The organism is Pseudomonas sp. E45-MNA-CIBAN-0222, assembly GCF_040310405.1.
Taxonomy (GTDB): domain Bacteria; phylum Pseudomonadota; class Gammaproteobacteria; order Pseudomonadales; family Pseudomonadaceae; genus Stutzerimonas; species Stutzerimonas stutzeri_AC.
On sequence record NZ_JBEOPU010000013.1, the window covers coordinates 95,096 to 120,578 of the forward strand.

Here is a 25,483-nt window from a genome sequence, read left to right on the forward strand (position 1 = left end):
GGCACGCCGAACTGGCCGAAACTGAACCGTGGCTGAACAGCTTGCAGGTGGTCAGGACAGGACCGATAACGCGAACTAGTATCGCGCGCCATCGCAAACCCCGGTCGAGATTACCTATGTCCGTGACCACTCCCCAGGCGCGCTGGCGTCCGCTGCCGCTGCTGATCACTCACCTGCTCGCCGGGCTGCTGTTGCTCAGCTGGCTATGGCCGACCACCCGCGCACTGTGGGATGCCATGGATCATGCGGTGTTCCACCTGCTCAATGGCTCGCTGGGCATCACCGGATGGTGGGACTGGCTGTGGGCGCTGAGCAGTGTCCGTGTGTTCGACATTCTGGTCGGAGCCCTGCTGCTGACCTTGCTGATTCGTCGCGATTGGCTGTTTGCCCAACACCAACTGCGCCCGGCGTTGTTCACCTTTATCGGCCTGTTGCTCGTGCTGCTGGTGATTCGCGTGGCAGTAACCAAATCGGCCGGCCACTTCGGCTGGCAGCATGCCAGCCCATCGCTGGAAATTGCTGGCGCCTATCATTTGAGCGATCACTTCCCGCTGCTCGAGCGGGTATTCGAGCTCAAGGACCGGTCCAGTCGCAGCTTTCCTGGCGATCACGCGTCGGTACTGCTGATCTGGGGGCTGTTCATGGCGCTGTTCGCCCGCGGTGGGCGTCTCGTCGTGGTAATCGGCGTCACTGTTGTGTTCATGCTGCCGCGGCTGGTAGCCGGCGCGCACTGGTTCAGCGACGACTTCGTCGGCGGCCTGCTGATCGCCTTGCTGGCTCTCGGCTGGGGCTATTGCACACCACTGGGCGCGTACATCGCCGCGCTGCTGCAATGGCTGGCGCGCGCGCCCATGCAGCTGGCCGCAAAGCTGCCATTGCTAAGGCGAATCGCCCTGCTGCGCGACTAGCCCGGCTTGAAGTCGCGCAGGTATTGAATCTGCCGGCGCTGCTTCTTGCTTGGCCGTCCGTCGGTCTGCATACCCAATGCGCCCGCCTTGCGCTGGGCTGCCGCTTCCTCGCGAGCGGCCAGACTCTGCGGCGTCTCTTCATAGAGCGTCTGCGCCTCGGGTGCGCCGCGGCGCACCGCCGACAGCGCGCGGATAACCACCGTACGCGCGTCGAAGCCAACGCGAATCACCAGCTCATCGCCGATCTTCGGTTCCTTGCTCGGCTTGCAACGCTCGCCGCGACAGTGCACCTTGCCTCCCTCGATGGCCGCTTTGGCCAGTGCGCGGGTCTTGAAGAAGCGCGCAGCCCACAGCCACTTGTCCAGCCGCACCTTGTCGTCATCTTTTTCAGCCATCGTCCAGCTCTATCTCCTACACGTCGCTCTAGGGTGTTACAGACGGATGCAGTTGTCATGCGCCCCGACTAGAATGCCCGCAAAATCTTCGGACGCCCCCATTGAAGAGTCTCGACCCCCATACCGTGATCGGTCTGCGTGAATGGATCGCCCTGCCGGATCTCGGTGTGGTGGGCCTGCGCGCGAAGGTCGATACCGGGGCCAGCACCTCAGCGCTACATGCTACCGAGATCAGTGAATTCGAACGCGACGGGCAACGCTGGGTTCGCTTTACGGCGCACCTGGGGACGCTGGTACAGCGCCGCCACCGCTGCGAAGCACCGCTGGTCACGCGCAAGCTGATCAAAAGCTCCAATGGTCAGGTGCAGACACGCTACGTGGTGCGCACTCTGCTGGCGCTCGGCAGCCATGTCTGGCCGGTGGAGTTCACTCTGACCTGCCGCAAGACCATGCGCTATCGCCTGCTGCTCGGCTCCAAGGCGCTGGTCGAAGGGCAATGGCTGATCGATCCGTCGCGAACCTATATCCAGGACAAACCCCAGATCCTCACTTCCTCCGGTGCTCAATGAAAATCGCCGTGCTGTCGCGCAATCCGCGCCTGTATTCCACCCGACGCCTGGTCGAAGCCGGTCAGCAGCGGGGCCATGAGGTGGTGGTGATCGATACGCTGCGTGCGTACATGAACATTGCCAGTCACAAGCCGCAGATCCATTACCGCGGCAAGCCGTTGGAAGGTTTCGATGCGGTGATCCCGCGTATCGGCGCCTCGGTGACTTTCTATGGCTGTGCGGTGCTGCGCCAGTTCGAGATGCAGGGCGTATTCCCGCTCAACGAGTCGGTCGCCATCGCCCGCTCGCGAGACAAGCTGCGTGCGCTGCAACTGCTTTCGCGCCGCGGCGTCGGCCTGCCGGTAACCGGCTTCGCCCACTCGCCGGACGACATTCCCGATCTGATCCAGATGGTCAACGGCGCACCGCTGGTGATCAAGGTGCTGGAGGGCACCCAGGGCATCGGCGTGGTGCTCTGCGAAACCGAGAAGGCAGCCGAATCGGTGATCGAGGCTTTCATGGGCCTCAAGCAGGACATCATGGTGCAGGAGTACATCAAGGAAGCTGGCGGTGCCGATATCCGCTGCTTCGTGGTCGGCGACAAGGTCATCGCCGCGATGAAACGCCAGGCCAAACCCGGCGAATTCCGCTCCAACCTGCACCGCGGCGGCTCCGCCAGCCTGATCAAGATCACCCCGGAAGAGCGCATGACCGCCATTCGCGCGGCCAAGGTGATGGGCCTGAACGTGGCCGGCGTCGACATCCTGCGCTCCAACCACGGACCGCTGGTGATGGAAGTCAACTCCTCGCCGGGTCTGGCCGGCATCGAGGAAACCACCGGCAAGGACGTTGCCGGGTTGATCATCCAGTACCTGGAGAAGAACGGCGGGCCGCACCTGACCCGCACCAAAGGCAAGGGCTGACCGATCCGCGCGGCGAGCCGGCTTACTCCGCCGACTTGCCCTGCACTGCATCGCGCGGCAGCAGCAGCCCCAGCGGCAGGCTGACCCGCGCCTCCAGACCGCCGCCCTCGCGATTGCGCAGCTCGACCACGCCACCATGCTGCGAGGCGATGCGCTTGACGATCGCCAAGCCCAGGCCGGCGCCCTGTCCGCCGCGAGCGCGGTCGCCGCGAATGAAGGGATTGAATATCCCTTCCAGCTCTGCCGGATCGACCCCCGGGCCGCGGTCGAGCACGCTGAGCACCACGTAGGGCGCGTGCTGGTCGCCCGACACATAAGCAGCCACCTCCACCCCGCCACCGGCGTAACGCAGGGCGTTCTCGATGAGGTTGACCAGCAGCCGCTTGATCGACACCCGGCGCAAGGCGAACGGCGGCATCGGCTCGACGCACAGCCGCACCGTCTCTCGTTGCTGATTGTAGGGCGCCACCGCTTCGCAGATCAGTTCACCGAGGTCGGTGGTTTCCACCGGCTCGTCACTACCGTCGCGCACGAAAGCCAGAAACTGGTCGAGGATCGCGTTCATGTCCTCGACATCACGAATCATGTCCTCGGTCAGCTCATCATCGCTGGCCATCAGCTCCAGCGACAGACGCAGGCGCGTCAGCGGTGTACGCAGATCGTGGGAGACGCCCGCCAACATCAGCTCGCGCTCGCGGCCGGCCTGCTCGACATCCTCGGCCATCTGATTGAAGGCACGATAGACCTCGGTCATTTCACTCGGCGTATCGCTGATCGGCAACCTTACCCTGCGCCCCTTGCCGATCTGCCGCGCAGCAAAGACCAGCCGCTTGAGCGGCAGATTGAGCTGACTGACGAAGATCCAGGCTGCACCCGTGGACAGCAGACCAATCCCGAGGAACCAACCGAGCACGCTCCAAATACGCTGGCCGCGCAACGGATAAGCGTACAGCGGCATCTGGACCCAATCTGGTCCGAGGTTCGGTGCGCGCACCCAAATGGCGGTAGACGGCTGGATACGCACACGGACCTCTGTGTCGTCACCCAACTCGTCTCGCATCTGCCGCTGGAAGATATCGGTGTAGGGCCAGTGATATTCGCTGCGCGGAACGTTCTCCTCAGCGACCGGCAGCAAGCCGGCGGCACGCCCGATACGATCGCGATCCTCGACGTCTGCAGCCCAGTAGGCACGCAGAGTCAGCGCCGCACCGTGGCTGTACTGCCGATCCACCAGCACGTCCTCGTTGGCCATCAGATAGACCAGCGTGAGTACCTTGGAGAACAGCACCACGATCAGCACCATCCACAGGGTGCGGGCGAAGAAGCTTTGCGGGAACCACAGAGGAGTTTTCACAAAGCTGCCGCAGCCCTCAGGCGGTATGTCTCAGGCAGAGTCGAGCCCGCGCGTCGTGCGCCTGTTACCAGCAGCCCGACGCTTGCAGCCCGCGGCATCACTTGTTGCCGTCCGGCACGAACACATAACCAACACCCCAGACCGTCTGGATGTAGCGAGGCTTGGACGGGTCCGGCTCGATCAGCCGACGCAGGCGGGAAATCTGCACATCAATGGAACGCTCCAGCGCATCCCACTCACGACCGCGTGCCAGATTCATCAGCTTGTCGCGGGTAAGCGGCTCGCGAGCATGCTGGACCAGCGCCTTGAGCACGGCGAACTCACCGGTGGTGAGCATGTGCACCTCGTTGCCCTTCTTCAGCTCACGCGTGGCAAGCGACAGTTCGTACTCGCCGAAGGTTACGGTCTCATCCTCGCTGGCCGGCGCGCCGGGCACCTGCGGGGCCTGCCGACGCAACACCGCACGAATGCGCGCGAGTAACTCACGGGGATTGAAGGGCTTGGCCAGGTAGTCGTCGGCACCCTGCTCCAGGCCCTGAATGCGGCTGGCCTCGTCGCCCTTGGCGGTGAGCATGATGATCGGAATCTGATTGTTGCTCTCGCGCAACCGACGGCAGGCGGACAGACCGTCCTCGCCCGGCATCATCAGGTCGAGCACCACCAGCTGGAACAGCTCGCGGCTGAGCAGACGGTCCATCTGCTCGGTGTTCTCCACGGTACGAACACGGTAGCCCTGCTCGTCGAGGAAACGCTCGAGCAGACGCCGCAAACGGGCATCGTCATCGACGATGAGGATTTTTTCGCCTTCGCTGGCTTGCGCAGTGCTGCTCATGGAAACTCCCAGATGGTCGACGGCGCATTATTGCGCAGTGTTGATCGGCCCTACTGACAGCCATTGTTAGCAGATTTTTCGTTACCAGGCAGGCTGTGCCATCCGCTGCTCGCTCAAATCAGAACGGCGAGCCAGATGATCACGATGGAACACAGGCCCATGAACTGCGCGGCACTACCTAGATCCTTGGCGCGCTTGGATAGCGGATGGATGTCAAGAGAGATGCGATCAACCACAGCCTCGATCGCCGAATTCAGCAACTCAAGGGCTAGCGATACCAACACCGGCAGGATCAACAGCGCCCGTTCGACCGGCGAATCGGTCACGAAGAAGGCGACGGGTATCAACACGCATGCCATGCAAAGCAATTGCCTGAAGGCCGCTTCGTAACGCCAGGCCGCAGCAAGGCCCGCAAAGGAGTAGCCGGCAGCCTTGAACACGCGCCCTACACCTGACTTGGTCTTGAGTCCCGAGGCGTCTTTTACCGTTTCAACGTTCATGCTTTCCCCAACCCTAGTGACTTTAGCCAGCGTAGCTCGTCAAAACTGCTGCACATGGCAACCGGCCATCGCCTCGAACTATTTGATACTCGCAATCGCTGATATCATAATGATGGCAACATGGTCATGTTGCTAATTTCCGACGAAGTGAAATGGACTGGCTCACGCCAGAGACGACCCTGCCGATATCTGGCAAGGCCGCATCAGAGCGCGTCCCACTAAAAACCGCAACAGGTCACGCCACCTTGCCTACCGATAGCTTTTCCAAACAGCAACCAGCTTCGCTGGGGCTGGGCGATGGCGATGCAGGAGCCCTGACCTTGAACACCGGTCGGGTTCATTGGCTTATTGCAGAGCAGGCTAGCGACGCAGCGTTGCTATCGCAGCAAGTCATCAAGGGGCTCGGCCGAGACCACCTTGCGGTCCTGATATCAACCGACACAAAACACCAGCACCTGGTCGACAGCCTGCCCGTAGACGCCGGCCCTCGCGAACTGTTGCTTTTGACGCTGGCCGCTAACCACGTTAGCGCCTTTCTGAAGCGTACCGAGTCGGAGCTGGAGCGAGCTGTAGATGTTCGGGGCCAGCACATTATATTGGTGCTTCCCACCCAGGCATGGAACCTGTTCGGCAAACAAGCGCTGGCTGCGTGGATCGAGCGAATTGGCATCTGGCTTAGAAAGCGCCACGCGACCATGGTCATCATCAGCGATGGCATAAGTGATGACCTGAGCGATCACCTGTGCCACCTGCCCTATTCACTTGCAGGCCTCGCCTTGTTGAGTCGCACGGCATCCGGCCCCCAGCTCTTTTTGCACTTCTGGCATGCCAGCGAGGGCGTGTTGAGTGGACGTAAGTTCCCGCTTGAGTATCGCCCCTGCGGCTTCAAAGTCGCGGAGACCGCCGACGCTGGGCAAAGCGCGGAGTATTCGGACCAGGGCCGCGTCCACGCCGAACGCAGTGTGCTGGAGGGCGCGCTCCACCTCTCGCCACAATGGCGGCTGTTCGACAGCAACGCTGAGCTGCTCGAGCACGCGCTGACCGCCAGAGCTGCCAGCGTTCTCTTCGCGATATCCCGAAACGAGCAACTCGACGAGCTGGCACATCTGCTCAATCAGCTGCGCCGTACGTGCGGCAACCAGCTAAAGCTGATCGTCCGCGAGATCGCACCGTGTCTGCGCTATCGCGACGAGCAGTTGTTGATTAGCGGGGGTGCCACGCTTGTGGTCCCCTTCGGTACACCGCTCACTCGTTTTCTGACCTTGGTGGAAAGTGCCCAAGGGCACGTCTGGCAAAGGCAGCTGAAAGAAATCGAAGCAAATCTCGATGAACTGAAGCCGCTCGCGCTTTGTGGGCAGCAGAGCCCCGCCAGGTTCGCCGAGGCCATTCGGAAGATGTGGACCGGAAGCGTCGCTGGCGACATCAGCCACCAGCTGATTCGTCTGCAGCCGGTGCCCGGCCTCAGCCTGGAACAGGTGCTGAGTCAGACACGGCTGCGCAGAAACGGCGATATCGCCTGTATCGTCGAGGGTGGTCTCTACCTGTTCCTTTTTGCATGCCGCCCAGAATCGCTGGACGACGCCTTGAGCAATATATTCGGCGTCAAATGGCAAGAGCTGTTCCTGGGGCTGGAATCACTCTCCGAGCTGGACTTCCTGTCCGGTCCCGGCTTCCAGAATGACGCCTCGCCTGCCGATAGCACGCGCTCATCCACCGCTTCCAGCACGCCAAAACAGCTTTTCAAACCGCGCCCCCTGAGCCTTTCGCTGGAGGCACGAACATGAGACTCGAGCAACTGATCGAAGTCGCCGCCCTATTCGTAATGATCGGGATATGCCTTGGCTGGCTGATCGCAACAACCCGCCAGAGCATCTTTCGCTCAATCGATCGAGTGCTTCCACCACGCTACCTGAAAACCACAGCGCTGCGCCGTCGTTCAGCCGACACGGTCCGGGAGGATGGCACGCATGAGCGCGCATGAACCTCTGATCGTATCCGCACCAGCGACTGCCTCCTGGCCTGGGCTCGGCACATGGAATTTGTATTTCCTGCTCAAGTTCCTGCTGATTGGCCTTGGCTTGCTGAATTTTCAACCCCTGCCCAATCTGGTGTTCGCTGCCTGCCTGGTCGTACCCCTGCCTGGCCGGGCCCTGCGAATTGCCCGTCAGCTGATCGCCATCCCGATCGGTATCGCCCTGCTTTATCACGATACCTGGCTCCCCCCGTTCGAGCGCCTGCTCGCACAACCCGGAGTGCTCGACTTCACCCCGGCGTATCTGCTCGATCTCGCAGGCCGATTCGTTGACTGGAAACTAATCGGCCTCTGCGCGTTGCTGGTCATTGCTTACAGCTACGTTGCCAGCTGGGTACGTCTGTCGGTGTTCTGTCTTGGCGGCCTGCTTTGGTTGAACCTCAGCAGTACTGATCTGTGGGCCTACACGCCGAGCTTGGCTGCCTCCCCAGCCAGTCCGGCGCAGGGCATCAGTGCAACAGCCGCCACCAATAGCCAAGGCAATGACAGCCTCGCACTCGACAACTGGCTGGAAAACTTCTTCAAAGCCGAAGCTGCTCGCCAGACGCAATTCCCACCGCCGAGCCCGCAGAGCGCAGCATTTGACGTCGTCGTGCTGAACGTTTGTTCGCTGGCCTGGGACGACCTCGATGCGGTTGGCCTGCGCGATAACGCGCTGCTTCAACGAATGGACGTCGTTTTCGATCGCTTCAACTCGGCAACGTCATATAGCGGGCCGGCCGCCATACGATTGCTGCGCGCCAGCTGTGGCCAGCCACGCCATCAAGCGCTGTACGAGCCCGCGCCAGAGCAATGCATGTTGTTCCAGAACCTGGCCAACCTGGGCTTCCGTTCCGAAACACTGATGAACCATAACGGTCGTTTCGATGGCTTTGCCGACGAGATATCTGCACAAGGGATGCCGCAACCTGCGCTTTCGAGCCAGCGTTTCCCGCGCTCTCTAGCGGGCTTCGACGGCTCCCCAATTGCCCGAGATCTCGACGTGCTCAGCGGCTGGTGGAAGCAGCGTCAGCAGCAGCCGGATGAGCGGGTCAGCCTCTTCTACAACAGCATTAGCCTGCACGACGGCAACCGGATCGTCGGTGCCGACGGCAAGGCCCAATCGGCTGAATACCGTCCGAGGGCGCAGCGGCTTCTGGACGATATTTCGAATTTCATCGATGAGCTGGAGCGCAGCGGCAAACCCGTGGCATTGCTGCTGGTTCCCGAACACGGTGCGGCACTGCACGGGGACCGCATGCAGATTGCCGGCATGCGCGAAATTCCACGCCCCTCCATCACCCAGGTGCCAGTCGGCTTGAAGCTGATCGGCATGACCGCTGCCGGCAGCGGGCAAGCGCTTCATGTTCAGCAGCCCTCCAGCTTCCTGGCTCTTTCAGAACTGGTTTCCAGGCTCTATGCCGCGCAACGCGAAGGCAACCAGCTGGACATCAATGCGCTGATAGCCGATTTACCAAGAACCGAACCGGTTTCCGAGACCGCGGCCGCGCAGGTCATTGAACACGATGGCAAACCCTACGTACGTCTGGGCGGGCAAACCGTCTGGCTCCCTTATCCGAACCGTTTCGAGTAGCGACACATGCCCAGCCTGACCCAGCGGGTTCACAATGACGATATCGGCCGCCTAGAACGCTATCTGGGCCTGCCGGATCTCGGCTACCTGGATATTTCCGCATCACTGGAACTGGACAAGGCCATCCAGCGCTGGCCGCTGCTGCTCGAGCTTTCAGTAGTCGACGACCTCAACACTGCGCTGGACGCTGCAACGCTCGATACCATCGGCTCATCGACCGCTGACAGGCGTCCGGCATGAAAACCCTGGCTATACGAGCGCTGCGCGGCGGCCTGGGCGCCACGTCTTTACTCGCAGATCTGGCCTTGGCCCTGCACCAGCAGGGCGAGCGCGTGCTGTTGATCGACCTCAGTCCAGACAACATGCTGCGTCTGCACTTCAACGTGGAAATCAGCCTCGAATCGGGCTGGGCGCGAGCGCAACTGGACGCAAAGGCGTGGAATGAACCGGCGCTGGAAGTCCAACCTGGATTGCACCTGCTGCCGTACGGAAGGGTGAGCGACGCTGAAGTAGCGCAGCTCGAATCAGCGCTCTGCGCGGACCGGGAATGCTGGGCACAGCGGTGCAACCTGATTTCCCATGCCTACGACTGGGTCTTGTTCGATCTGCCACAGCGGCTACCCGGCCATCGATTCGGCGTGTGCGCAACGCAGCGTGCCGACCTGCTAATCGATCTCGCAATGCCTGATGCTGCATGCCATGTGCTGCTACAGACAAGGCCACATCCGCTCGCAGACCTGTTACTGGTCAACCGCTTCAATCCGGCAAGCCAGCTGCAACGAGACCTGCTGATGATCTGGCGCAGGCGGCACGGGTTGCCACGCCAACCGCAGCTGGTGCATGAAGACGAAGCGGTCCAGGAAGCCTTGGCCCACAAATCTCCGGTGGGCCACTACGCCCCCCAAAGCCAGGCGGCGAGCGACCTGCGCAGCCTGGCGATCTGGTGCCTCTCGCAGCGATCGGAGTGCTGAGCATGCGCAGTCCGCTGCATTACTATCAAGAGATCCGATACCGCCGTGGTGCGAGCCTTTGGGGCGCCATTAGCTGGCTGAGCTTCTACATGCTGGCCTGGCTTCTGTTCCGCCTGGAAGCACCCGGTTGGCAATGGGTGCTGGCTGAACGTCGACGGCTATATCCGCACATTGCCGATACCCGGCCGAAGGCCGGTGATCCACTACGCATCCTGCTCCAGAGCGCATGGCTAATCATCACGCGCCCCGTGGACGGACGTAGCGTATCGCTGTTAACGCACCCAGCCCGACAGGCAGGCAGACGCCTGCGCACTGTCTCAGCCAGATTGGCCCAACCTGTGCGCGCTGCTGGCAGGCACGTGTCGCGACTGCAGGCACTAAAAGGCGTGCCGGCAAACACCCTGGGGGCTGAGCGCTGGTTTTCCCAGCTGTCCAAACCTGTCAGGCAGGCCTCGACCGTCGTCATCGCACTGCTCGCGGTATTGCTTGGCATCCTTTGCATCACCGAGCCATTTGGCTATACCGCGCAGGTCACCTTCGTACTGCTGCTCTGGGGTATAGCGCTGCTCGTCAGGCGCGTTCCGGGCCGCTTCGCAGTGCTGATGCTGGTCGTCCTCTCGACCATCATTTCCTGCCGCTACCTGTGGTGGCGTTATACCGCGACGCTCCACTGGGACTCGTACTTCGACCTGACCTGCGGCCTGATCCTGCTCGCAGCAGAGACATATTCTTGGGTCGTGCTGATTCTGGGTTATCTGCAGACCAGCTGGCCGCTTGACCGTAAACCCGCCTCCCTGCCGGAGGACACCGCCGCCTGGCCGTCTGTCGACCTGCTCATCCCCACCTACAACGAAGACCTCTCGGTGGTGCGCACCACAGTCCTGGCAGCCCTAGGCCTGGACTGGCCGCGCGAAAAGCTGAAGGTCTACATCTGCGATGACGGTAGACGGGACGAATTTCGCCGCTTCGCCGAAGAAGTGGGAGTTGGATACATCACTCGCACGGACAACAACCATGCGAAGGCGGGCAACCTCAACCATGCACTGAAAGTGACCAGTGGCGAGCTGATCGCTATTTTCGATTGCGACCACATTCCAGTGCGTTCTTTTCTTCAGGTCACCACTGGCTGGTTCCTGCGCGACCCCAAACTGGCGCTGGTACAGACCCCACATCATTTCTTTTCGCCCGATCCATTCGAGCGCAATCTCGGCTCCTTTCGCCGCCAGCCCAACGAGGGCGAGCTGTTCTACGGCCTGGTACAGAACGGTAACGACATGTGGAATGCCGCATTCTTCTGCGGATCCTGTGCCGTGCTGCGCCGCACAGCCGTTGAAGAGGTCGGCGGCTTCGCAGTCGAAACCGTTACAGAAGACGCTCACACCGCATTGCGCCTGCATCGGGCGGGCTGGAACTCGGCCTATCTGCCGACACCGCAGGCAGCCGGCCTGGCGACCGAGAGCCTGTCGGCGCACATCGGCCAACGCATACGCTGGGCACGCGGCATGGCGCAGATCTTTCGCACCGATAACCCACTGTTGGGACGCGGCCTGACATTTTTCCAACGTATCTGCTACGCCAATGCCATGCTGCATTTCCTCGCAGGGCTGCCCCGGCTCATATATCTGACGGCGCCGCTGGCGTTCCTGCTGCTGCATGCCTACATCATCTACGCGCCAGCGCTGATGATCGTGCTGTACGTGCTGCCGCACATGATTCACGCCAGCCTGACCAATGCGCGCATGCAGGGCGAGTACCGGCACTCCTTCTGGGGAGAGGTCTACGAGACGGTACTGGCCTGGTATATCGCGCGACCGACGACTGTAGCTCTGTTCAACCCGGGCAAAGGCAAGTTCAACGTTACCGCCAAGGGCGGTCTGATGGATCACGATCAGTTCGACTGGCGAATAGCCCGGCCGTATCTGGTGCTCGCCGTGCTCAACGTGGCCGGCCTGGGATTCGCTGTGTGGCGGCTGTTCACCGGCCCGGTCGCCGAGATCGGTACCGTTCTGGTCAGCTCCGCCTGGGTCATCTACAACCTGCTCATCATTGGCGCCGCCGTGGCCGTCGCGTCAGAGGTTAGGCAGATAAGGCGCGCCCACCGCGTAATGGCTCATCAGCCCGCATCACTCAAGCTCAGCAATGGCCACGTTTTCCCCTGCACGCTGAAGGATTTTGCCGAAGGGGGTGCCGGGCTGCAGATTCCGACTGACTTGCAAGTGGGCATGGACCAGCCGGTTTTCCTCATCCTAAAACGCGGCGATCGTGAATTCAGCTTCCCCGGTACCGCATCACGTCAGGTTGGCCAGCGTCTGGGCGTACGCCTCGACAATCTGGACCTGCGCCAACAGATCGACCTTGTTCAGTGCACCTTCGCCCGTGCCGATGTCTGGCTGAATCGGCATGAGCAGTACGAAGCCGATCGCCCGCTGCACAGCTTTTTTGAAGTCCTGCGTATCGGCGGCCGCGGCTATCACCGTCTGTTCGAGCAGCTGCCGAGCAGCCTGAGCAAACCGCTCCGCCCGCTTGTGCGCCTCGCCGTCTGGCTTTTCAGCTTCTGCCCTCGCCCCCCTGCCTATAAACCTCTGGTATCCCCGTCATGAACACCCGAACCTATCCTCGGACGCTGCTGACCTTCCTGCTTTGGGCCATCGCTACTGGCGCCACTGCAGGGCCAAAGGTCGATGCCGACCTCGTGCCGCCCAGCTGGGACACCAGTCGCAGCTTCAGCGACCTGGGCCGCCCGCGGGACCAGTTGATGCTGGGCATACGCAATGCCGAGCAGGTCGAGTTCCGCTTGCGTCATGATCGCATCGCTACCGATGCCACACTGCACCTGGACTACACGCCGTCGCCCGCCCTGATCCCGGTGCTGTCGCACCTGCGGATCTATCTGAACGATGAGCTGATGGGGACGCTGCCAATCACTCAGGAGCAGATTGGCCAGCGTGTCAGCACGGACCTGGCGCTGGACCCTCGCCTGCTCGGCGACTTCAACCGGGTACGCATCGAATTCGTAGGGCACTACAGCGATATCTGTGAGGACCCTGCGCATAGTGGCCTGTGGCTCAATCTGGGCCGTCAAAGCCGCGTCAGTCTGCGCGAGCAGGCACTGGATGTCGTCGGCGACCTGGCCTGGTTTCCACTGCCATTTTTCGACGAGCGCGACAGCCAGCGCCTGACTCTTCCCGTGGTTTTCGGGAGCGCTCCGACAAGCGAAGAGCAGCGGGCTGCGGGTATCCTGGCATCCTATTTCGGCAGCCTGGCTGGCTGGCGGGGCGCTAGCTTTCCAGTGATGTTCGACTCGCTACCATCGACCAACGACCGTCCGCAGCCGGCGGTAGTCTTCGCAACCAATGCTCGCCGACCATCATTCCTGGCAGATCACCCCGCGGTCGTGGGGCCAACTGTCGAACTGATCGAACACCCGCAGGACCGCTACAGCAAGCTGCTGCTCATCAGCGGCCGGGACGAACAAGACCTTGTCACTGCAGCGACCGCGTTGGCCATGGGTAACGGCCAGCTGCGCGGCGACAAGGTGCGCCTGGAGCGTGTCGAGCCGCCTGTTCGGATGCCGTACGATGCGCCCAACTGGATCAGGACCGACCGCGCCGTGCAGCTGTCGGAGCTGATCGACTACCCCCAACAATTGCAGGTCAGCGGCCTGCAGCCCCACCCGATCACGCTCGACGTCAACCTGCCTCCAGACCTGTTCGTCTGGCGCAATCAGGGCATACCCCTACAGACTCGCTACCGTTACACGCCGCCCACCACGACGGACGAGTCGCGCCTCAATATCAGCATCAACGACCAGTACATCAGCAGCATCGCCCTGCAAGGCAGCGATGCGCGCAGCGGTGTCGAGAACTTGCGCCTGTCCGTCCTGACTGCCGATGGCACGGCGGAACGCGAAACATTGCTCGTGCCCGCACTGAAGATGGGCATGCGCAACAAGCTGCGCTTCGAGTTCAACTTCGCCAGCAAACTCGGCAACGCCCAGCGTGATCGCTGCCAGACCTATTTGCCGACCAATATCCAAGCGGCCATCGATGAGCAATCGACCATCGACCTCTCTGGGTACTATCACTACCTGGCCATGCCTGATCTGAAGGCCTTCGCTCGCACCGGCTTCCCCTTCAGCCGGATGGCAGATCTGTCCGAAACGTTGGTGCTGGTAGCGTCACAACCCGACGAGGCTCAGGTCGGGACCCTTCTGGACACACTTGCCCTGATTGGCTCGCACACCGGCCACCCCGCCTACGGCGTTCGCCTCACAGACGACTGGAGCAAGGCCCAGGAGGTCGATGCCGATTTGCTCCTGCTTGGCCCAATGCCGCAACAGCTGTTGGACAGCTCGACATTTCCGGTGCTGCTCGAGGCATCACGTAGTTGGGTGCAAAGTGGTGGGGCGACGCCCGCTGGCGCGCCGAACGGAAATCTCGGCATGACCGCTAACGGCCCGCTGGCCGCGGTCGTTGGCCAGCAGTCGCCCTTCCATGCCCAGCGTAGCCTGGTTGCACTGCTGGCCTCCGGCCCGCAGGACTATCGCCTGCTCCGCGAAGCCTTGACCGACTCCGGCAAGCAGGAAGCCTTCGCCGGCACGGTAACCCTGATCCGCAACAGCGGTGTGAGCAGCCACTTCGTCGGTGAGCAGTATTACGTCGGCGAGTTGCCTTGGTGGCTATTGCTGTGGTTCCACCTCTCGTCGCATCCCGTGCTATTGGCGTTTCTTGCTGCCGTCAGCGTGGTGCTATTCGCTATCGTGCTGTGGCGAGCGCTGCGCTGGGCTGCCCGTCGGCGCCTGGCTGACTCGGAGTAAGCCGGGTGATCCGTCATGCGTAAATTCCAGCTGGCGCTCGTCGCTGCTCTGCTTCCCGTTTGGTGCTACGCCCAGGTACCGGAAAACCGCGCCGGGCAAACCGAATGGCTTCTGGCGCAAGTCAGAGCAGCCGAAGCGGTGAGCCGCGATGAGTTGGTGCGTGATGCACTGGCGCGCCTTCAACTCGTTGCGCCTGGTGACCCGCAGGCCATGCTGGCAGAGATGCGGCTTGCCTTGCGCCAGCGGGACTCGCAACGAGTAAAGACACTGCAACAGGCGCTGCAGCAAGCAGCGCCGAACAGTGAAGCGGAACGGGACGCACGCGTGCTTTACGCACTGAGCAGCGAGGCCGGACAGCAGCAGCTGCAGGAAGCCCGGCTGGCCGCTATGGCAGGTCGCCCCGAAGACGCGCTGCGTGGGTTCAAAGCCCTATATGGCGACAAGCCGCCGACACTGGAGCTGGCTGTCGAGTACTGGCGTGTGCGTAGCGCGCAGCCGGGTCAGCGAGCTCAGGCAATCGACGCATTGCGCCGAATCGACGAGCAGTACCCGGGAAACCCGCCCGCTCAGCAGCTCCTGGCCAATCTGCTATTCGCAGACGGACAGGACACGGCCGCCCTGGCGTTGCTTGCCGAGCTAGGGCGCAATCCGGTCGCGACCGATGCGGCGGCCCAGCGGGAGTTCGAGTACCTCGCAACACGGCGAATCGACGACTCCAGTGTCAAATCCTGGAAAGGATTTCTGCAGCGCTATCCCGACGGGCGCTTCGCCAAAGATGCACAAGCAAACCTGGAGCGCAGCCAACGACTGCTCGCTGACCCGTTCTGGCGAGCCGGGCAAGAGGGCCTACGTTTGCTCGACCGCGATCAGGACGAAGCTGCCGAAGCCAAGCTAAGGCATGCACTACGCGGCCACCCGCAGGACCCCGAGCTGCTCGGTGGTCTGGGCCTGGCGTTGATGCGCCCGGGTCATCGCGAGGAAGCGCTGGTTTATTTTGGGCGCGCCAAAAAACACGAAGAAGACATCGACAATCTCGGCAAGTGGAACGACCTGATCACCTCGACCCGCTACTGGCTCACCCTGGAGAAAGCCGATCAGGCGCTTGAACGGCAACACACCGACGAAGCGGCATCCCTTTACTCAAGCGCGCTCAAGCAACAGCCGGACAGCGTCTTTGCCCGGCTCGGGCTCGCCCAGGTCGCCGAAGCACAAGGCCGACTAGTCGAAGCGCAAGACGGATATCAGCGGCTGCTCAGTCGTGATCCGGGCAACGCCAGCGCAATCCGAGGATTGCTCCGGTTGTACCAGGCGCAGTCGCCGGAACGCGCGCTCGCGTTCATCGATACGCTGAGCATCAGCCAGCGAAGCTCCTTCACCGAGCTGCGCAATAGCCTGCTGCTGGCGCGCTACCAGCTACTCGCCGAACAGGCATCGGCTCGCGGCGATCAGCCTTCGGCAATCACAGCTCTGAAGCAGGCTCGCAGCTTTGCGCCAACCGACCCTTGGCTGGCTTATCGCCTGGCCAGTTCCTTACAGCAACAGCAAGCCCTCACGGAAGCCGATGCGGTGTTCAACGACTTGCTGACGCGGCAGCCCAACAATCCGATCGCGCGTTACGCCCATGCCCTCTTTCTTTCGGGAACCGCACGCGACGTTCAGGCGATTGCGAGCCTCAATCACATCAGCGAACGTGACTGGGATGACGACATGCGCGCCCTGGCGACGCGCCTCGAACGTCGGGAGCTGATGTCGCGCATCGATAAGCTACGCGACAGCGGACGGGAATCGGTTGCCGTCGAGCTGATGCAGGAGCGGCTGAGCAAAAACGGCGACTCGGTAGACGATCTGCTGTTGCTGGCCGACTGGGCCGCGATACGCGGCGAACCTGCGGTCGGCGCTCGCTATGTGGACCGCGCATTGCACATTGACCCTGCCCATCCGGAAGCTCGTTTGATGCGCATCGAGCTGTTGCTCGCCATGGGACGAACCGCCGACGCCCGGGAGTCTCTACGAACAGCCTCGCCCGCATTAGCGGAGGATAACGGGAACGCCAACCGGCGCCTGGCCAATAGCTGGGCTGCGGTCGGTGAGCGGCAAAAAGCGCGGCAGATACTTCAGCAGGCCGAGGCACGTCTGGAGCGCCCCGATCCCCTGCTCCGACGAGATACTGCGCGACTTGTCGCGGACGTCGACCCGACCGCGGCCATGGCTTACTACCGACAGGCACTGATCGATGCCGAGTTGTTGGGCGCATCCGCCAGCGACGCGGAGCTGACCCAGGCCACCCGTGAGAACGAAAAGGATGACTGGCTGGTTCGGAGTCTTCGCCGCGACACCGCAGCCCTTCATCAGCAACAGGACACCACCTTAACCCTGCAGCACGATCACGGCTGGCGTAACGATGACGGCACGCCGGGCATTTCCGAGCTGCTCACGGACACGACGCTGTTGCATCTGGAAACCCCGGCAGCGGGCGGACGCAGTTTCGTGCGCGCCGAACGCCTTGCTCTTGATGCCGGCAAGCTGGAAGACGACGCCCCCTTTGGTGCCTGTAGGGCGGTAAGCGGTTGCGCCGATCAGAGCCAACGAGCCACAGCGACACTGCTTGCCGGCGGTTGGCGCAGCGAGCGCCTGGAAGCGGACCTGGGCCTGACTGAAGGTTTCGAGATAAACAACCTCTACGGCGGCGTGACCGGCAGAGGCGATCTGAACCCCGTCAGCTGGTCGCTAAGCGCGTCACGTCGCCCGATGAGCAACTCACTGTTGTCCTACGGCGGCGCTCGCGACCCCGTCACCGGCACCCGCTGGGGGGCCGTAACCGCAAACGGCACGAGCTTGGGCTTGAGTTGGGACGAAGGCGGCGCCCATGGCTTGTGGTCGTCGCTGGGTTACCACTGGCTGCTCGGGGATAACGTCGCCAGCAATAGCCGCTTCACGGCGATGACCGGCTACTACTACAAACTTGTCGAGCGCACCGACGAGCGTGTCCGGACGGGACTGACTCTCATCCATTTCGGCTATGACAAGGACTTGAGCGGCCACACCCTGGGTCATGGCGGCTACTGGAGTCCTCAGAACTACAACTCCATCAGCGTTCCCGTCAGCTATGGCTGGCGCAATGAGGACTGGTCCGTACTTCTGGAAAGCAGTGTCGGCTGGTCCGTGTCGCGAACCGATGGCAGTCGCGATTACCCGCTGAGTTCGCTACGGAGCAAGGTGGCGGCGATCAATGAGGATGTCGCAAACCGCACAAGCGAGGGCTCGACCAGTCAAGGCGTCAGCTATCGGCTGCAAGGCCTGTTCGAGCGCCGGCTCAGCGATCACTTCGTGCTCGGCGGCGGCGTCAGCCTGCTGCAGAGCGACGAGTATGCGCCCAGCCGCGCATTGCTCTATTTGCGCTACAGCTTCATGCCTTGGCGGGGCGACCTCGCACTGCCCATAGAGCCGCTGCAGCCTTACGCTGACTTCAGATGACTGCGCGGTAACCGACCCAGCCAGAGAATCGGCAGTTATACTTGCCCGCTTTTCTGGCCGGCCGGCCGTCATTCCGCCCGCAGGACATCACATGGATAGCATCAACACCCGCATTGCCGCAGAACTGGGCGTGCGCCCGCAACAGGTTGCCGCCACCGTGGCGCTACTCGACGAAGGCTCCACCGTGCCCTTCATCGCCCGCTACCGCAAGGAAGTGACCGGCAGCCTCGACGATACCCAGCTGCGCTTGCTCGAAGAACGCCTGCGCTACATGCGCGAACTGGATGATCGCCGCGCGTCGATCCTCGCCAGCATCGAAGAGCAGGGCAAGCTGACGCCCGAGCTCAAGCGCGAGATCGACCTCGCCGATACCAAGACCCGCCTCGAAGACCTCTACCTGCCCTACAAGCAGAAGCGCCGCACCAAGGGCCAGATCGCCCTGGAAGCCGGTCTCGGCGAGCTGGCCGATGCGCTGTTCGGCAACCTGGACCTTACGCCAGAGCAGGAAGCCGAGCGCTTCATCGACGCCGAGAAGGGCTTCGCCGATGTGAAAGCCGTACTTGAAGGCGCCAAGTACATCCTCATGGAGCGCTTCGCCGAAGACGCCGACCTGCTGGCCAAACTGCGCGAGTTCCTCAAGCACAACGCCACCCTCAGCGCCCGCGTGGTGCCGGGCAAGGAGAACGAAGGCGCCAAGTTCAGCGACTACTTCGAGCATGACGAAGTGCTCAAGAACACCCCTTCGCACCGTGCGCTGGCGATCTTCCGCGGCCGCAACGAAGGCATCCTCAGCGTCAGCCTCAAGGTCGGTGACGAGACGCAAGGCAGCATGCACCCGGGCGAAGGCATGATCGGCGAACGCTTCGGCATCGCCAACCGCGGCCGTGCAGCCGACAAGTGGCTGGGCGAAGTGGTGCGCTGGACCTGGAAGGTGAAGCTCTACACCCACCTGGAAACCGATCTGCTTGGCGAGCTGCGCGACAAGGCCGAGGATGACGCCATCGGCGTCTTCGCCCGCAACATGCACGACCTGCTGTTGGCCGCACCGGCTGGGCCGCGCGCGACCCTTGGCCTCGACCCGGGCCTGCGCACCGGCTGCAAGGTGGCGGTGGTCGACGCCACCGGCAAGCTCTTGGATACCGCTACCGTCTACCCGCATGCGCCGCGCAACGACTGGGACGGCACCCTGGCGGTGCTGGCCAGACTCTGCGCCAAGCACGGCGTCGACCTGATCGCCATCGGCAACGGCACGGCCAGCCGCGAGACCGACAAGCTGGCGGCCGACCTGATCAAGCAGGTGCCGGGACTCAAGCTGACCAAGGTGATGGTTTCCGAAGCGGGCGCCTCGGTGTATTCCGCCTCGGAACTGGCGGCCAAGGAATTTCCCGACCTGGACGTGTCGATCCGCGGCGCGGTCTCCATTGCCCGGCGCCTGCAGGACCCGCTGGCCGAGCTGGTGAAGATCGAGCCCAAGGCCATCGGCGTCGGCCAGTACCAGCATGATGTGTCGCAGCTGAAACTGGCGCGCTCGCTGGATGCCGTGGTCGAGGACTGCGTGAACGCCGTCGGCGTCGACGTCAACACGGCTTCGGTAGCGCTGCTGGCACGCATCTCCGGGCTGAACACTACGCTGGCACAGAATATCGTTGCGTACCGCGACGCCAACGGCGCGTTCAAGGCCCGTAGCGAGCTGAAAAAGGTGCCGCGCCTGGGCGACAAGACCTTCGAACAAGCCGCCGGCTTCCTGCGTGTCATGAATGGCAGCAACCCGCTGGACGCATCGGCGGTGCACCCGGAGACCTACCCACTGGTCAAGCGCATTGCCCAGGATACCGGCCGCGACATCCGCTCGCTGATCGGCGACTCGGCCTTCCTCAAGCGTCTCGATCCGAAGCAGTTCACCGATGAGAGTTTCGGCCTGGTCACCGTCAGCGACATCCTGCAGGAGCTGGAAAAACCCGGCCGCGATCCGCGCCCCGAGTTCAAGACAGCCGAGTTCCAGGATGGCGTCGAGAAGCTCAGCGATCTGGAGCCGGGCATGGTGCTCGAAGGCGTGGTCACCAACGTGACCAACTTCGGTGCCTTCGTCGACATCGGCGTGCATCAGGACGGCCTGGTGCACATCAGCGCGCTGTCGGAGAAGTTCGTCAAGGACCCGTACGAGGTGGTCAAGGCCGGTGACATCGTCAAGGTCAAGGTCATGGAAGTGGACATCCCGCGCCAGCGTGTCGGCCTGTCCATGCGCATGAGCGACACGCCGGGCGCCAAGGCTGACAACCCGCGTGGTGGGCAGTCCCGAGCCGGTGGTCAGCCTCGTGGCAATGCCCCTCGCAGCGAGCGCCACGCCAAGGAAGACAAGCCGGCACCCGCCAACGCTGCCATGGCCGCGCTGTTCGCCAATGCCAAGCAGCTGAGGAAATGAGCCATGAGCACTGAAGTCGAGGCGGTGGGCAATTCCAGCGCCTTCGGCCGCCTGCTCGGCCTGGAGATTCACCAGGTCGGCAACGGCGAGGCCGTTCTTGGCCTGACCATGCACGACGGCCTGCGCAACCTGCACGGCAAGCTGCACGGCGGTGCGCTGTTCTCGCTCATCGACACCGCCATGGGCCAGGCCAGCCACAGCCTGGGCGACGGTTCGCCAAACAGCATGACGCTGGAGTGCAAGGTCAACTACATCCGCCCGGTGACCGATGGCGAACTGCGCTGTCGCGCCTGGGTGGTGCATGGTGGCCGGCGGACTCAGGTGCTCGAAGCCGAGGTGCATCAGGGCGAAAAACTGATCGCCAAGGCCCAGGCGACCTTCGCCTGCCTGTAGCCGCCCACGGAGCCGGCACGCATCGACAGCGGTCGAAGCAACGCTGCCTCTTGTGAAGCGGCATTTCCATCCCCATATTGGGCCGACTGTCGCGTGAAGGAATCCACAAGTTGAGCGCTCTTCTCACCCACCGCCTGGCGTTGCTGGCCGAGCCGTCCCACCTGCCGCTGCTCAGCCAATGCCTGCACGGGATCGAACGCGAGTGCCTGCGCGTCGACGCTCGCGGCCAGTTGGCGATGACGCCGCACCCCGCTGCATTAGGTTCGGCGCTGACTCACCCGCAAATCACCACGGATTATTCGGAGGCGCTGCTGGAGTTCATCACCGGCACCGACAGCGACCCGCAGAACACTCTCGCCGAGCTCGAAGCGATCCACCGCTTCACCTATGCCAACCTCGGCGAAGAATTCCTCTGGAGCCCGTCGATGCCCTGCCCGCTACCGAGCGAGGCGGACATCCCTATCGCCGAATACGGCAGCTCCAACATCGGCCGGCTCAAGCACGTCTACCGTCAGGGTCTGGCCCTGCGCTACGGCAAGACCATGCAGTGTATCGCCGGCATTCACTACAATTTCTCGCTGCCGGAGACTCTGTGGCCGGTGCTGCAGGCCGATGATGGCGATACCCGCTCGGCACAGGATTACCGCTCGACGCGCTATATCGGCGTGATTCGCAACTTCCGTCGCTACAGCTGGCTGCTGATGTACCTGTTCGGCGCCTCGCCGGCGCTGGATGCCGGCTTTCTGCGCGGTCGCCAGCACCAGCTCGAAACCCTCGATGCCGACACCCTGTACCTGCCGTACGCCACCAGCCTGCGCATGAGTGATCTGGGTTACCAGAACAATGCCCAGGCCGGGCTCACCCCCTGCTACGACAACCTGGAAAGCTACACCGAAAGCCTCTTCCGCGCGGTCTCCACGCCTTATGCGCCTTACGAGGCGTTGGGCACCAAGGACGCCGCAGGCAACTGGCAGCAGCTCAACACCAACGTGCTGCAGATCGAAAACGAGTACTACTCCAATATCCGCCCGAAGCGCGTCACCGCCACTGGCGAGCGGCCGTTGCAGGCGCTGCGGGCACGCGGCATTCAGTACATCGAAGTGCGTTGCCTGGATATCAACCCGTACCTGCCATTGGGCATCGACCTCAGCGAGGCGCGCTTTCTCGACGCCTTCTTGCTGTTCTGTGCTCTGGACGATAGCCCCTGCCTGGCAGACGGCGAGTGTGGCGCAGCTACCGACAACTTCCTCAAGGTAGTCAAGGAAGGCCGCCGTCCCGGGCTCAAATTGCAGCGCTGTAGTGGGGATGTCCTGCTCAGTGACTGGGCCAACCAGTTGCTCGACGAGATCGGCCAGGTTGCCGCCCTCCTCGACCGCAGCCATGGCGATTCGCAGCATCTCGAGGCGCTTGCCGAGCAGCGCGCCAAGGTCGCTGACAGCAGCCTTACGCCGTCGGCCCGCGTACTCGACGAACTGCGCCGCAGCGGAGAGAGCTTCAGCCAGTTCTCCATGCGTCAAACCCTGGCCCACGCCGATTACTTCCGCAGCCGGGCGCCGAGTGTCAGCGAGCTGGACCAGTTCGAATCCGCTGCACACCAATCGCTGAAACGCCAGGCGGACATGGAAGCGGCGGACGAGCTGGATTTCGACAGTTTCGTCGTCGAATACCAGCGCAGCCTCAGCCTCTGAGCGCAGCCCTGGCGGGCGCAACGCCCGCCAGCTTGGCTTAAAGCGGTTTTTCGAAGATCTTCGAGTTGCGCTGGAAGTTGTACAGCGAAGCACGCGCCGCTGGCAGGCGGTCCACGTCGATCGGCTCGAAACCACGCTCGCGGAACCAGTGAGCGGTGCGTGTGGTAAGGACGATGAGTTTTTTCAGCCCCAGTTTGCGCGCACGCTCCTCGATACGCTCCAGCAACTCGTCGCCGCGGCCACCGTGGCGGTATTCCGGATTGACCGCCAGACAGGCCAGCTCGCCGGCATCCGAATCGGCAATCGGATAGAGCGCGGCGCAGGCGATGATCAGACCGTCGCGCTCGACGATGCTGAACTGCTCGACCTCCCGCTCCAGCACTTCGCGCGAGCGCCGTACCAGAATGCCCTGCTCTTCCAGTGGCGTGATCAGATCGATGAGGCCGCCAACATCCTCGATGGTCGCCTCGCGCAACTGCTCGAACTGCTCCTGCGTCACCAGCGTGCCGCCACCATCGCGGGTGAACAGTTCGTTGAGCAAAGCGCCGTTATCGGCATAGCTGACCACATGGCTGCGGCGTACGCCGCCACGGCAAGCCTGCGCCGCGGCGTCGAGCAACTCGGCCTGATACTGGCTGCCGAGCCGTTCGACGTAAGCCGGGATCTGCTGTGGGCGCAGTTCGCGTACGAGATTGCCGCTTTCGTCGAGCAAACCAGGCTCGGCGCCGTAAAGCACCAGCTTGTCGGCTTGCAGATCGATGGCGGCCCGTGTGGCGACGTCCTCGCAGGCGAGGTTGAAGATCTCGCCGGTCGGCGAATAGCCGAGCGGCGACAGCAACACGATGGTGCGCTCGTCCAGCAGTCGGCCAATACCCTTGCGATCGATGCGCCGTACTTCGCCGGTGTGGTGATAGTCGACGCCATCGAGCACGCCGATCGGTCGTGCCGTGACGAAGTTGCCACCGGCCACGCGCAACCGTGCGCCTTGCATCGGCGAGGCAGCCATATCCATCGACAGTCGCGCCTCGAGAGCAATCCGCATATGCCCAACCGCGTCGATCACGCATTCCATGGTCGGCGTATCGGTGACGCGCAGGTCACGGTGGAATCGCGGCTCGATGCCTCGCGCCGCCAATCGTGCCTCGATTTGCGGGCGCGAGCCGAACACCAGCACCAGACGCACGCCGAGGCTGTGCAACAGCACCAGGTCGTGAACGATGTTGGCGAAATTGGCGTGTTCCACGCCATCGCCCGGCAGCATGACGACGAAGGTGCGATCACGGTGCGAGTTGATATAGGGCGAGGAGTCGCGAAGCCAGGTGACGTAGTCGTGCATGTAAAAGCCTTCGTGGCGGTTCTGTTCGTCTGGGATTGGAGTCAGTTCGGGGCGGTCTGCGGCTGCAGGCAATAGTGCTCGATCATTCTGCGCAGCAACTGCACCGTCGGTTCGATGCGATCGAGCTGCAAGTATTCGTCGGGCTGGTGCGCGCAGGCGATGTCGCCGGGGCCCAGCACCAGGGTCTCGCAGCCGAGCTGCTGAAGATAAGGCGCTTCGGTGGCAAACGCCACCGCCTCAGCCTGGTGGCCGGTGAGGCGCTCGGCCAGGCGTACCAGCTCGCTCTCGGCAGCCTGCTCGAACGGCGGCACTGCGGGGAACAGCGGCGCCAGATCTATCTTGACCTGATGCTGCTCGGCCAGCGGCTGCAAACGCTGGCGGATGATCGCGCGCAGCTGTTGCGGGTCCATGCCCGGCAGCGGGCGTAGATCGAACTCCAGCGCACACTGCCCACAGATACGGTTGGGGTTGTCACCGCCATGAATGCAGCCGAAGTTGAGCGTCGGTTTCGGCACGTCGAACAGCGGGTTGTCGTACTCGGTCTGCCACTGCCGACGCAGCGTCATCATCTCGCCGATCACGCCGTGCATGGCTTCCAGCGCGCTATGGCCATAGGCCGGGTTCGACGAATGCCCACTCTGCCCAAGGATGTCGATGCGCTCCATCATGATGCCCTTGTGCAGGCGTACCGGGCGCAGGCCGGTGGGCTCACCGATCACCGCAGCACGCCCAAGCGGCTGGCCGGCTTCGGCCAAAGCACGGGCGCCGGACATCGAACTTTCCTCGTCACAGGTGGCGAGAATCAGCAACGGGCGGCGAAACGGCTCGCTCAGCAGCGGCCGCACCGCCTCGATGATCAGAGCGAAAAACCCCTTCATGTCGCAGCTGCCAAGCCCGTACCAGCGGTCGTCGGCCTCGCGCAGCTTCAGCGGATCGGACTTCCACAGGCCCGCATCGAACGGCACGGTATCGCTGTGTCCGGCCAGCACCAGCCCTCCCGGGCCGCTGCCGTAACTGGCGAGCAGGTTGAATTTGCCGGGGGCGATTTCCGGTGTTTCGCAGACGAAACCCAGCTCGCCGAGCCAGGCCGCGAGCAACTCGATCACCGGGCGATTGCTCTGATCCCAGCCGGGCTGTGTGCAGCTGACCGAGGGTGCCGCGAGGAGCGCAGCAAATTGCTCCTTGAATGAGGGAATGGGCACCGGCTACCTCCGTGATGCTATCGAAACGAGCCTGCAGTGAAGCATGAAACGCGCCACGGCGGGACCCGCAAACGAAAACGCCCCGTCAGATCGACGGGGCGTTTCGGCAGTCACGA

20 protein-coding genes are annotated in these 25,483 nt (G+C 62.8%); 14 read left to right on the forward strand and 6 right to left on the reverse strand.

From position 1 onward, the window contains the following. Positions 1-116 precede the first annotated feature (116 nt). Entirely contained in the window at positions 117-908 is a 792-nt protein-coding gene (locus AAEZ08_RS18465; RefSeq protein WP_102820966.1) for a phosphatase PAP2 family protein, read from the forward strand. Here AAEZ08_RS18465 and AAEZ08_RS18470 read toward each other — a convergent pair. Then, positions 905-1,303: an RNA-binding S4 domain-containing protein gene (locus AAEZ08_RS18470; RefSeq protein ID WP_500124859.1), complete on the reverse strand. Its 399-nt coding sequence runs from the start codon at positions 1,301-1,303 to the stop codon at positions 905-907. The genes AAEZ08_RS18465 and AAEZ08_RS18470 overlap by 4 nt on opposite strands. 101 nt (positions 1,304-1,404) lie before the next feature. Here AAEZ08_RS18470 and rimB point away from each other — a divergent pair, with 101 nt between their 5' ends. Continuing rightward, complete coding sequence (gene rimB, locus AAEZ08_RS18475) at positions 1,405-1,872, forward strand: retropepsin-like aspartic endopeptidase RimB (protein ID WP_003281076.1); 468 nt, start codon at positions 1,405-1,407, stop codon at positions 1,870-1,872. Then, positions 1,869-2,774: a 30S ribosomal protein S6--L-glutamate ligase gene (gene rimK / locus AAEZ08_RS18480; RefSeq protein WP_003281074.1), complete on the forward strand. Its 906-nt coding sequence runs from the start codon at positions 1,869-1,871 to the stop codon at positions 2,772-2,774. Before rimB ends, rimK begins: the two co-directional genes overlap by 4 nt. A 22-nt stretch (positions 2,775-2,796) precedes the next feature. On the opposite strand, the gene AAEZ08_RS18485 is transcribed toward rimK, so the two are convergent. From AAEZ08_RS18485 to AAEZ08_RS18495, 3 genes are all read right to left on the reverse strand, one after another. Next, entirely contained in the window at positions 2,797-4,128 is a 1,332-nt protein-coding gene (locus tag AAEZ08_RS18485) for an ATP-binding protein (protein WP_102820964.1), read from the reverse strand. A 97-nt stretch (positions 4,129-4,225) separates the two neighbouring features. Beyond that, positions 4,226-4,960, reverse strand: coding sequence for an osmolarity response regulator transcription factor OmpR (gene ompR / locus AAEZ08_RS18490; RefSeq protein ID WP_003281070.1), 735 nt, complete (start codon positions 4,958-4,960; stop codon positions 4,226-4,228). A 113-nt stretch (positions 4,961-5,073) separates the two neighbouring features. After that, positions 5,074-5,460 (reverse strand): diacylglycerol kinase, encoded by a 387-nt coding sequence (locus AAEZ08_RS18495; protein WP_102820963.1) that lies wholly within the window; start codon positions 5,458-5,460, stop codon positions 5,074-5,076. A 152-nt stretch (positions 5,461-5,612) separates the two neighbouring features. Between AAEZ08_RS18495 and bcsE the strand changes: the two genes are divergently transcribed. The 11 genes from bcsE (at position 5,613) to gshA (ending at position 22,829) form a co-directional block, all read left to right on the forward strand. Continuing rightward, on the forward strand, positions 5,613-7,244 hold the full coding sequence (gene bcsE, locus AAEZ08_RS18500; protein ID WP_500124860.1) for a cellulose biosynthesis protein BcsE: 1,632 nt from the start codon (positions 5,613-5,615) through the stop codon (positions 7,242-7,244). Beyond that, positions 7,241-7,441: a cellulose biosynthesis protein BcsF gene (gene bcsF / locus AAEZ08_RS18505; protein ID WP_058063503.1), complete on the forward strand. Its 201-nt coding sequence runs from the start codon at positions 7,241-7,243 to the stop codon at positions 7,439-7,441. Before bcsE ends, bcsF begins: the two co-directional genes overlap by 4 nt. After that, the gene (gene bcsG, locus AAEZ08_RS18510; protein ID WP_500124861.1) at positions 7,428-9,065 is read left to right on the forward strand and encodes a cellulose biosynthesis protein BcsG; all 1,638 of its coding nucleotides are present in this window, start codon (positions 7,428-7,430) and stop codon (positions 9,063-9,065) included. The genes bcsF and bcsG overlap by 14 nt, the downstream gene beginning before the upstream one ends. Before the next feature lie 6 nt (positions 9,066-9,071). Beyond that, positions 9,072-9,305, forward strand: a complete 234-nt coding sequence (bcsR, locus tag AAEZ08_RS18515) for a cellulose biosynthesis protein BcsR (RefSeq protein WP_003281061.1) — start codon at positions 9,072-9,074, stop codon at positions 9,303-9,305. Beyond that, positions 9,302-10,036 (forward strand): cellulose biosynthesis protein BcsQ, encoded by a 735-nt coding sequence (gene bcsQ / locus AAEZ08_RS18520; RefSeq protein ID WP_058063500.1) that lies wholly within the window; start codon positions 9,302-9,304, stop codon positions 10,034-10,036. The genes bcsR and bcsQ overlap by 4 nt, the downstream gene beginning before the upstream one ends. Positions 10,037-10,038: 2 nt before the next feature. Beyond that, complete coding sequence (bcsA, locus tag AAEZ08_RS18525; protein WP_500124862.1) at positions 10,039-12,636, forward strand: UDP-forming cellulose synthase catalytic subunit; 2,598 nt, start codon at positions 10,039-10,041, stop codon at positions 12,634-12,636. Further along, positions 12,633-14,852 (forward strand): cellulose biosynthesis cyclic di-GMP-binding regulatory protein BcsB, encoded by a 2,220-nt coding sequence (gene bcsB / locus AAEZ08_RS18530; protein ID WP_500124863.1) that lies wholly within the window; start codon positions 12,633-12,635, stop codon positions 14,850-14,852. Before bcsA ends, bcsB begins: the two co-directional genes overlap by 4 nt. A gap of 15 nt (positions 14,853-14,867) precedes the next feature. Beyond that, positions 14,868-18,326: a cellulose synthase complex outer membrane protein BcsC gene (gene bcsC / locus AAEZ08_RS18535; RefSeq protein ID WP_500124864.1), complete on the forward strand. Its 3,459-nt coding sequence runs from the start codon at positions 14,868-14,870 to the stop codon at positions 18,324-18,326. 91 nt (positions 18,327-18,417) lie between these two features. After that, positions 18,418-20,748, forward strand: a complete 2,331-nt coding sequence (locus AAEZ08_RS18540) for a Tex family protein (protein WP_500124865.1) — start codon at positions 18,418-18,420, stop codon at positions 20,746-20,748. Between the two features lie 3 nt (positions 20,749-20,751). Further along, positions 20,752-21,141, forward strand: a complete 390-nt coding sequence (locus AAEZ08_RS18545) for a PaaI family thioesterase (RefSeq protein WP_003281051.1) — start codon at positions 20,752-20,754, stop codon at positions 21,139-21,141. Between the two features lie 110 nt (positions 21,142-21,251). After that, entirely contained in the window at positions 21,252-22,829 is a 1,578-nt protein-coding gene (gshA, locus tag AAEZ08_RS18550; protein WP_427703355.1) for a glutamate--cysteine ligase, read from the forward strand. A 37-nt stretch (positions 22,830-22,866) separates the two neighbouring features. Here the strand turns inward: gshA and argA are convergent, their stop codons facing one another. Together argA and argE are read right to left on the reverse strand one after the other, a co-directional pair. Beyond that, entirely contained in the window at positions 22,867-24,165 is a 1,299-nt protein-coding gene (gene argA / locus AAEZ08_RS18555; RefSeq protein WP_003281047.1) for an amino-acid N-acetyltransferase, read from the reverse strand. A 41-nt stretch (positions 24,166-24,206) separates the two neighbouring features. Further along, positions 24,207-25,367, reverse strand: a complete 1,161-nt coding sequence (gene argE, locus AAEZ08_RS18560; protein ID WP_003281046.1) for an acetylornithine deacetylase — start codon at positions 25,365-25,367, stop codon at positions 24,207-24,209. Between the last annotated feature and the right edge of the window lie 116 nt (positions 25,368-25,483).

Excerpts from the sequence above, each read along its gene's own strand:
- AAEZ08_RS18470 (WP_500124859.1), bottom strand. The coding sequence starts at position 1,303 with ATGGCTGAAAAAGATGACGACAAGGTGCGGCTGGACAAGTGGCTGTGG.
- bcsF (WP_058063503.1), top strand. The coding sequence starts at position 7,241 with ATGAGACTCGAGCAACTGATCGAAGTCGCCGCCCTATTCGTAATGATC.
- argA (WP_003281047.1), bottom strand. The coding sequence starts at position 24,165 with ATGCACGACTACGTCACCTGGCTTCGCGACTCCTCGCCCTATATCAAC.
- bcsR (WP_003281061.1), top strand. The coding sequence starts at position 9,072 with ATGCCCAGCCTGACCCAGCGGGTTCACAATGACGATATCGGCCGCCTA.
- bcsQ (WP_058063500.1), top strand. The coding sequence starts at position 9,302 with ATGAAAACCCTGGCTATACGAGCGCTGCGCGGCGGCCTGGGCGCCACG.
- AAEZ08_RS18465 (WP_102820966.1), top strand. The coding sequence starts at position 117 with ATGTCCGTGACCACTCCCCAGGCGCGCTGGCGTCCGCTGCCGCTGCTG.
- ompR (WP_003281070.1), bottom strand. The coding sequence starts at position 4,960 with ATGAGCAGCACTGCGCAAGCCAGCGAAGGCGAAAAAATCCTCATCGTC.
- bcsC (WP_500124864.1), top strand. The coding sequence starts at position 14,868 with ATGCGTAAATTCCAGCTGGCGCTCGTCGCTGCTCTGCTTCCCGTTTGG.
- bcsA (WP_500124862.1), top strand. The coding sequence starts at position 10,039 with ATGCGCAGTCCGCTGCATTACTATCAAGAGATCCGATACCGCCGTGGT.
- bcsG (WP_500124861.1), top strand. The coding sequence starts at position 7,428 with ATGAGCGCGCATGAACCTCTGATCGTATCCGCACCAGCGACTGCCTCC.
- AAEZ08_RS18495 (WP_102820963.1), bottom strand. The coding sequence starts at position 5,460 with ATGAACGTTGAAACGGTAAAAGACGCCTCGGGACTCAAGACCAAGTCA.
- bcsE (WP_500124860.1), top strand. The coding sequence starts at position 5,613 with ATGGACTGGCTCACGCCAGAGACGACCCTGCCGATATCTGGCAAGGCC.
- AAEZ08_RS18540 (WP_500124865.1), top strand. The coding sequence starts at position 18,418 with ATGGATAGCATCAACACCCGCATTGCCGCAGAACTGGGCGTGCGCCCG.
- AAEZ08_RS18545 (WP_003281051.1), top strand. The coding sequence starts at position 20,752 with ATGAGCACTGAAGTCGAGGCGGTGGGCAATTCCAGCGCCTTCGGCCGC.
- rimK (WP_003281074.1), top strand. The coding sequence starts at position 1,869 with ATGAAAATCGCCGTGCTGTCGCGCAATCCGCGCCTGTATTCCACCCGA.
- bcsB (WP_500124863.1), top strand. The coding sequence starts at position 12,633 with ATGAACACCCGAACCTATCCTCGGACGCTGCTGACCTTCCTGCTTTGG.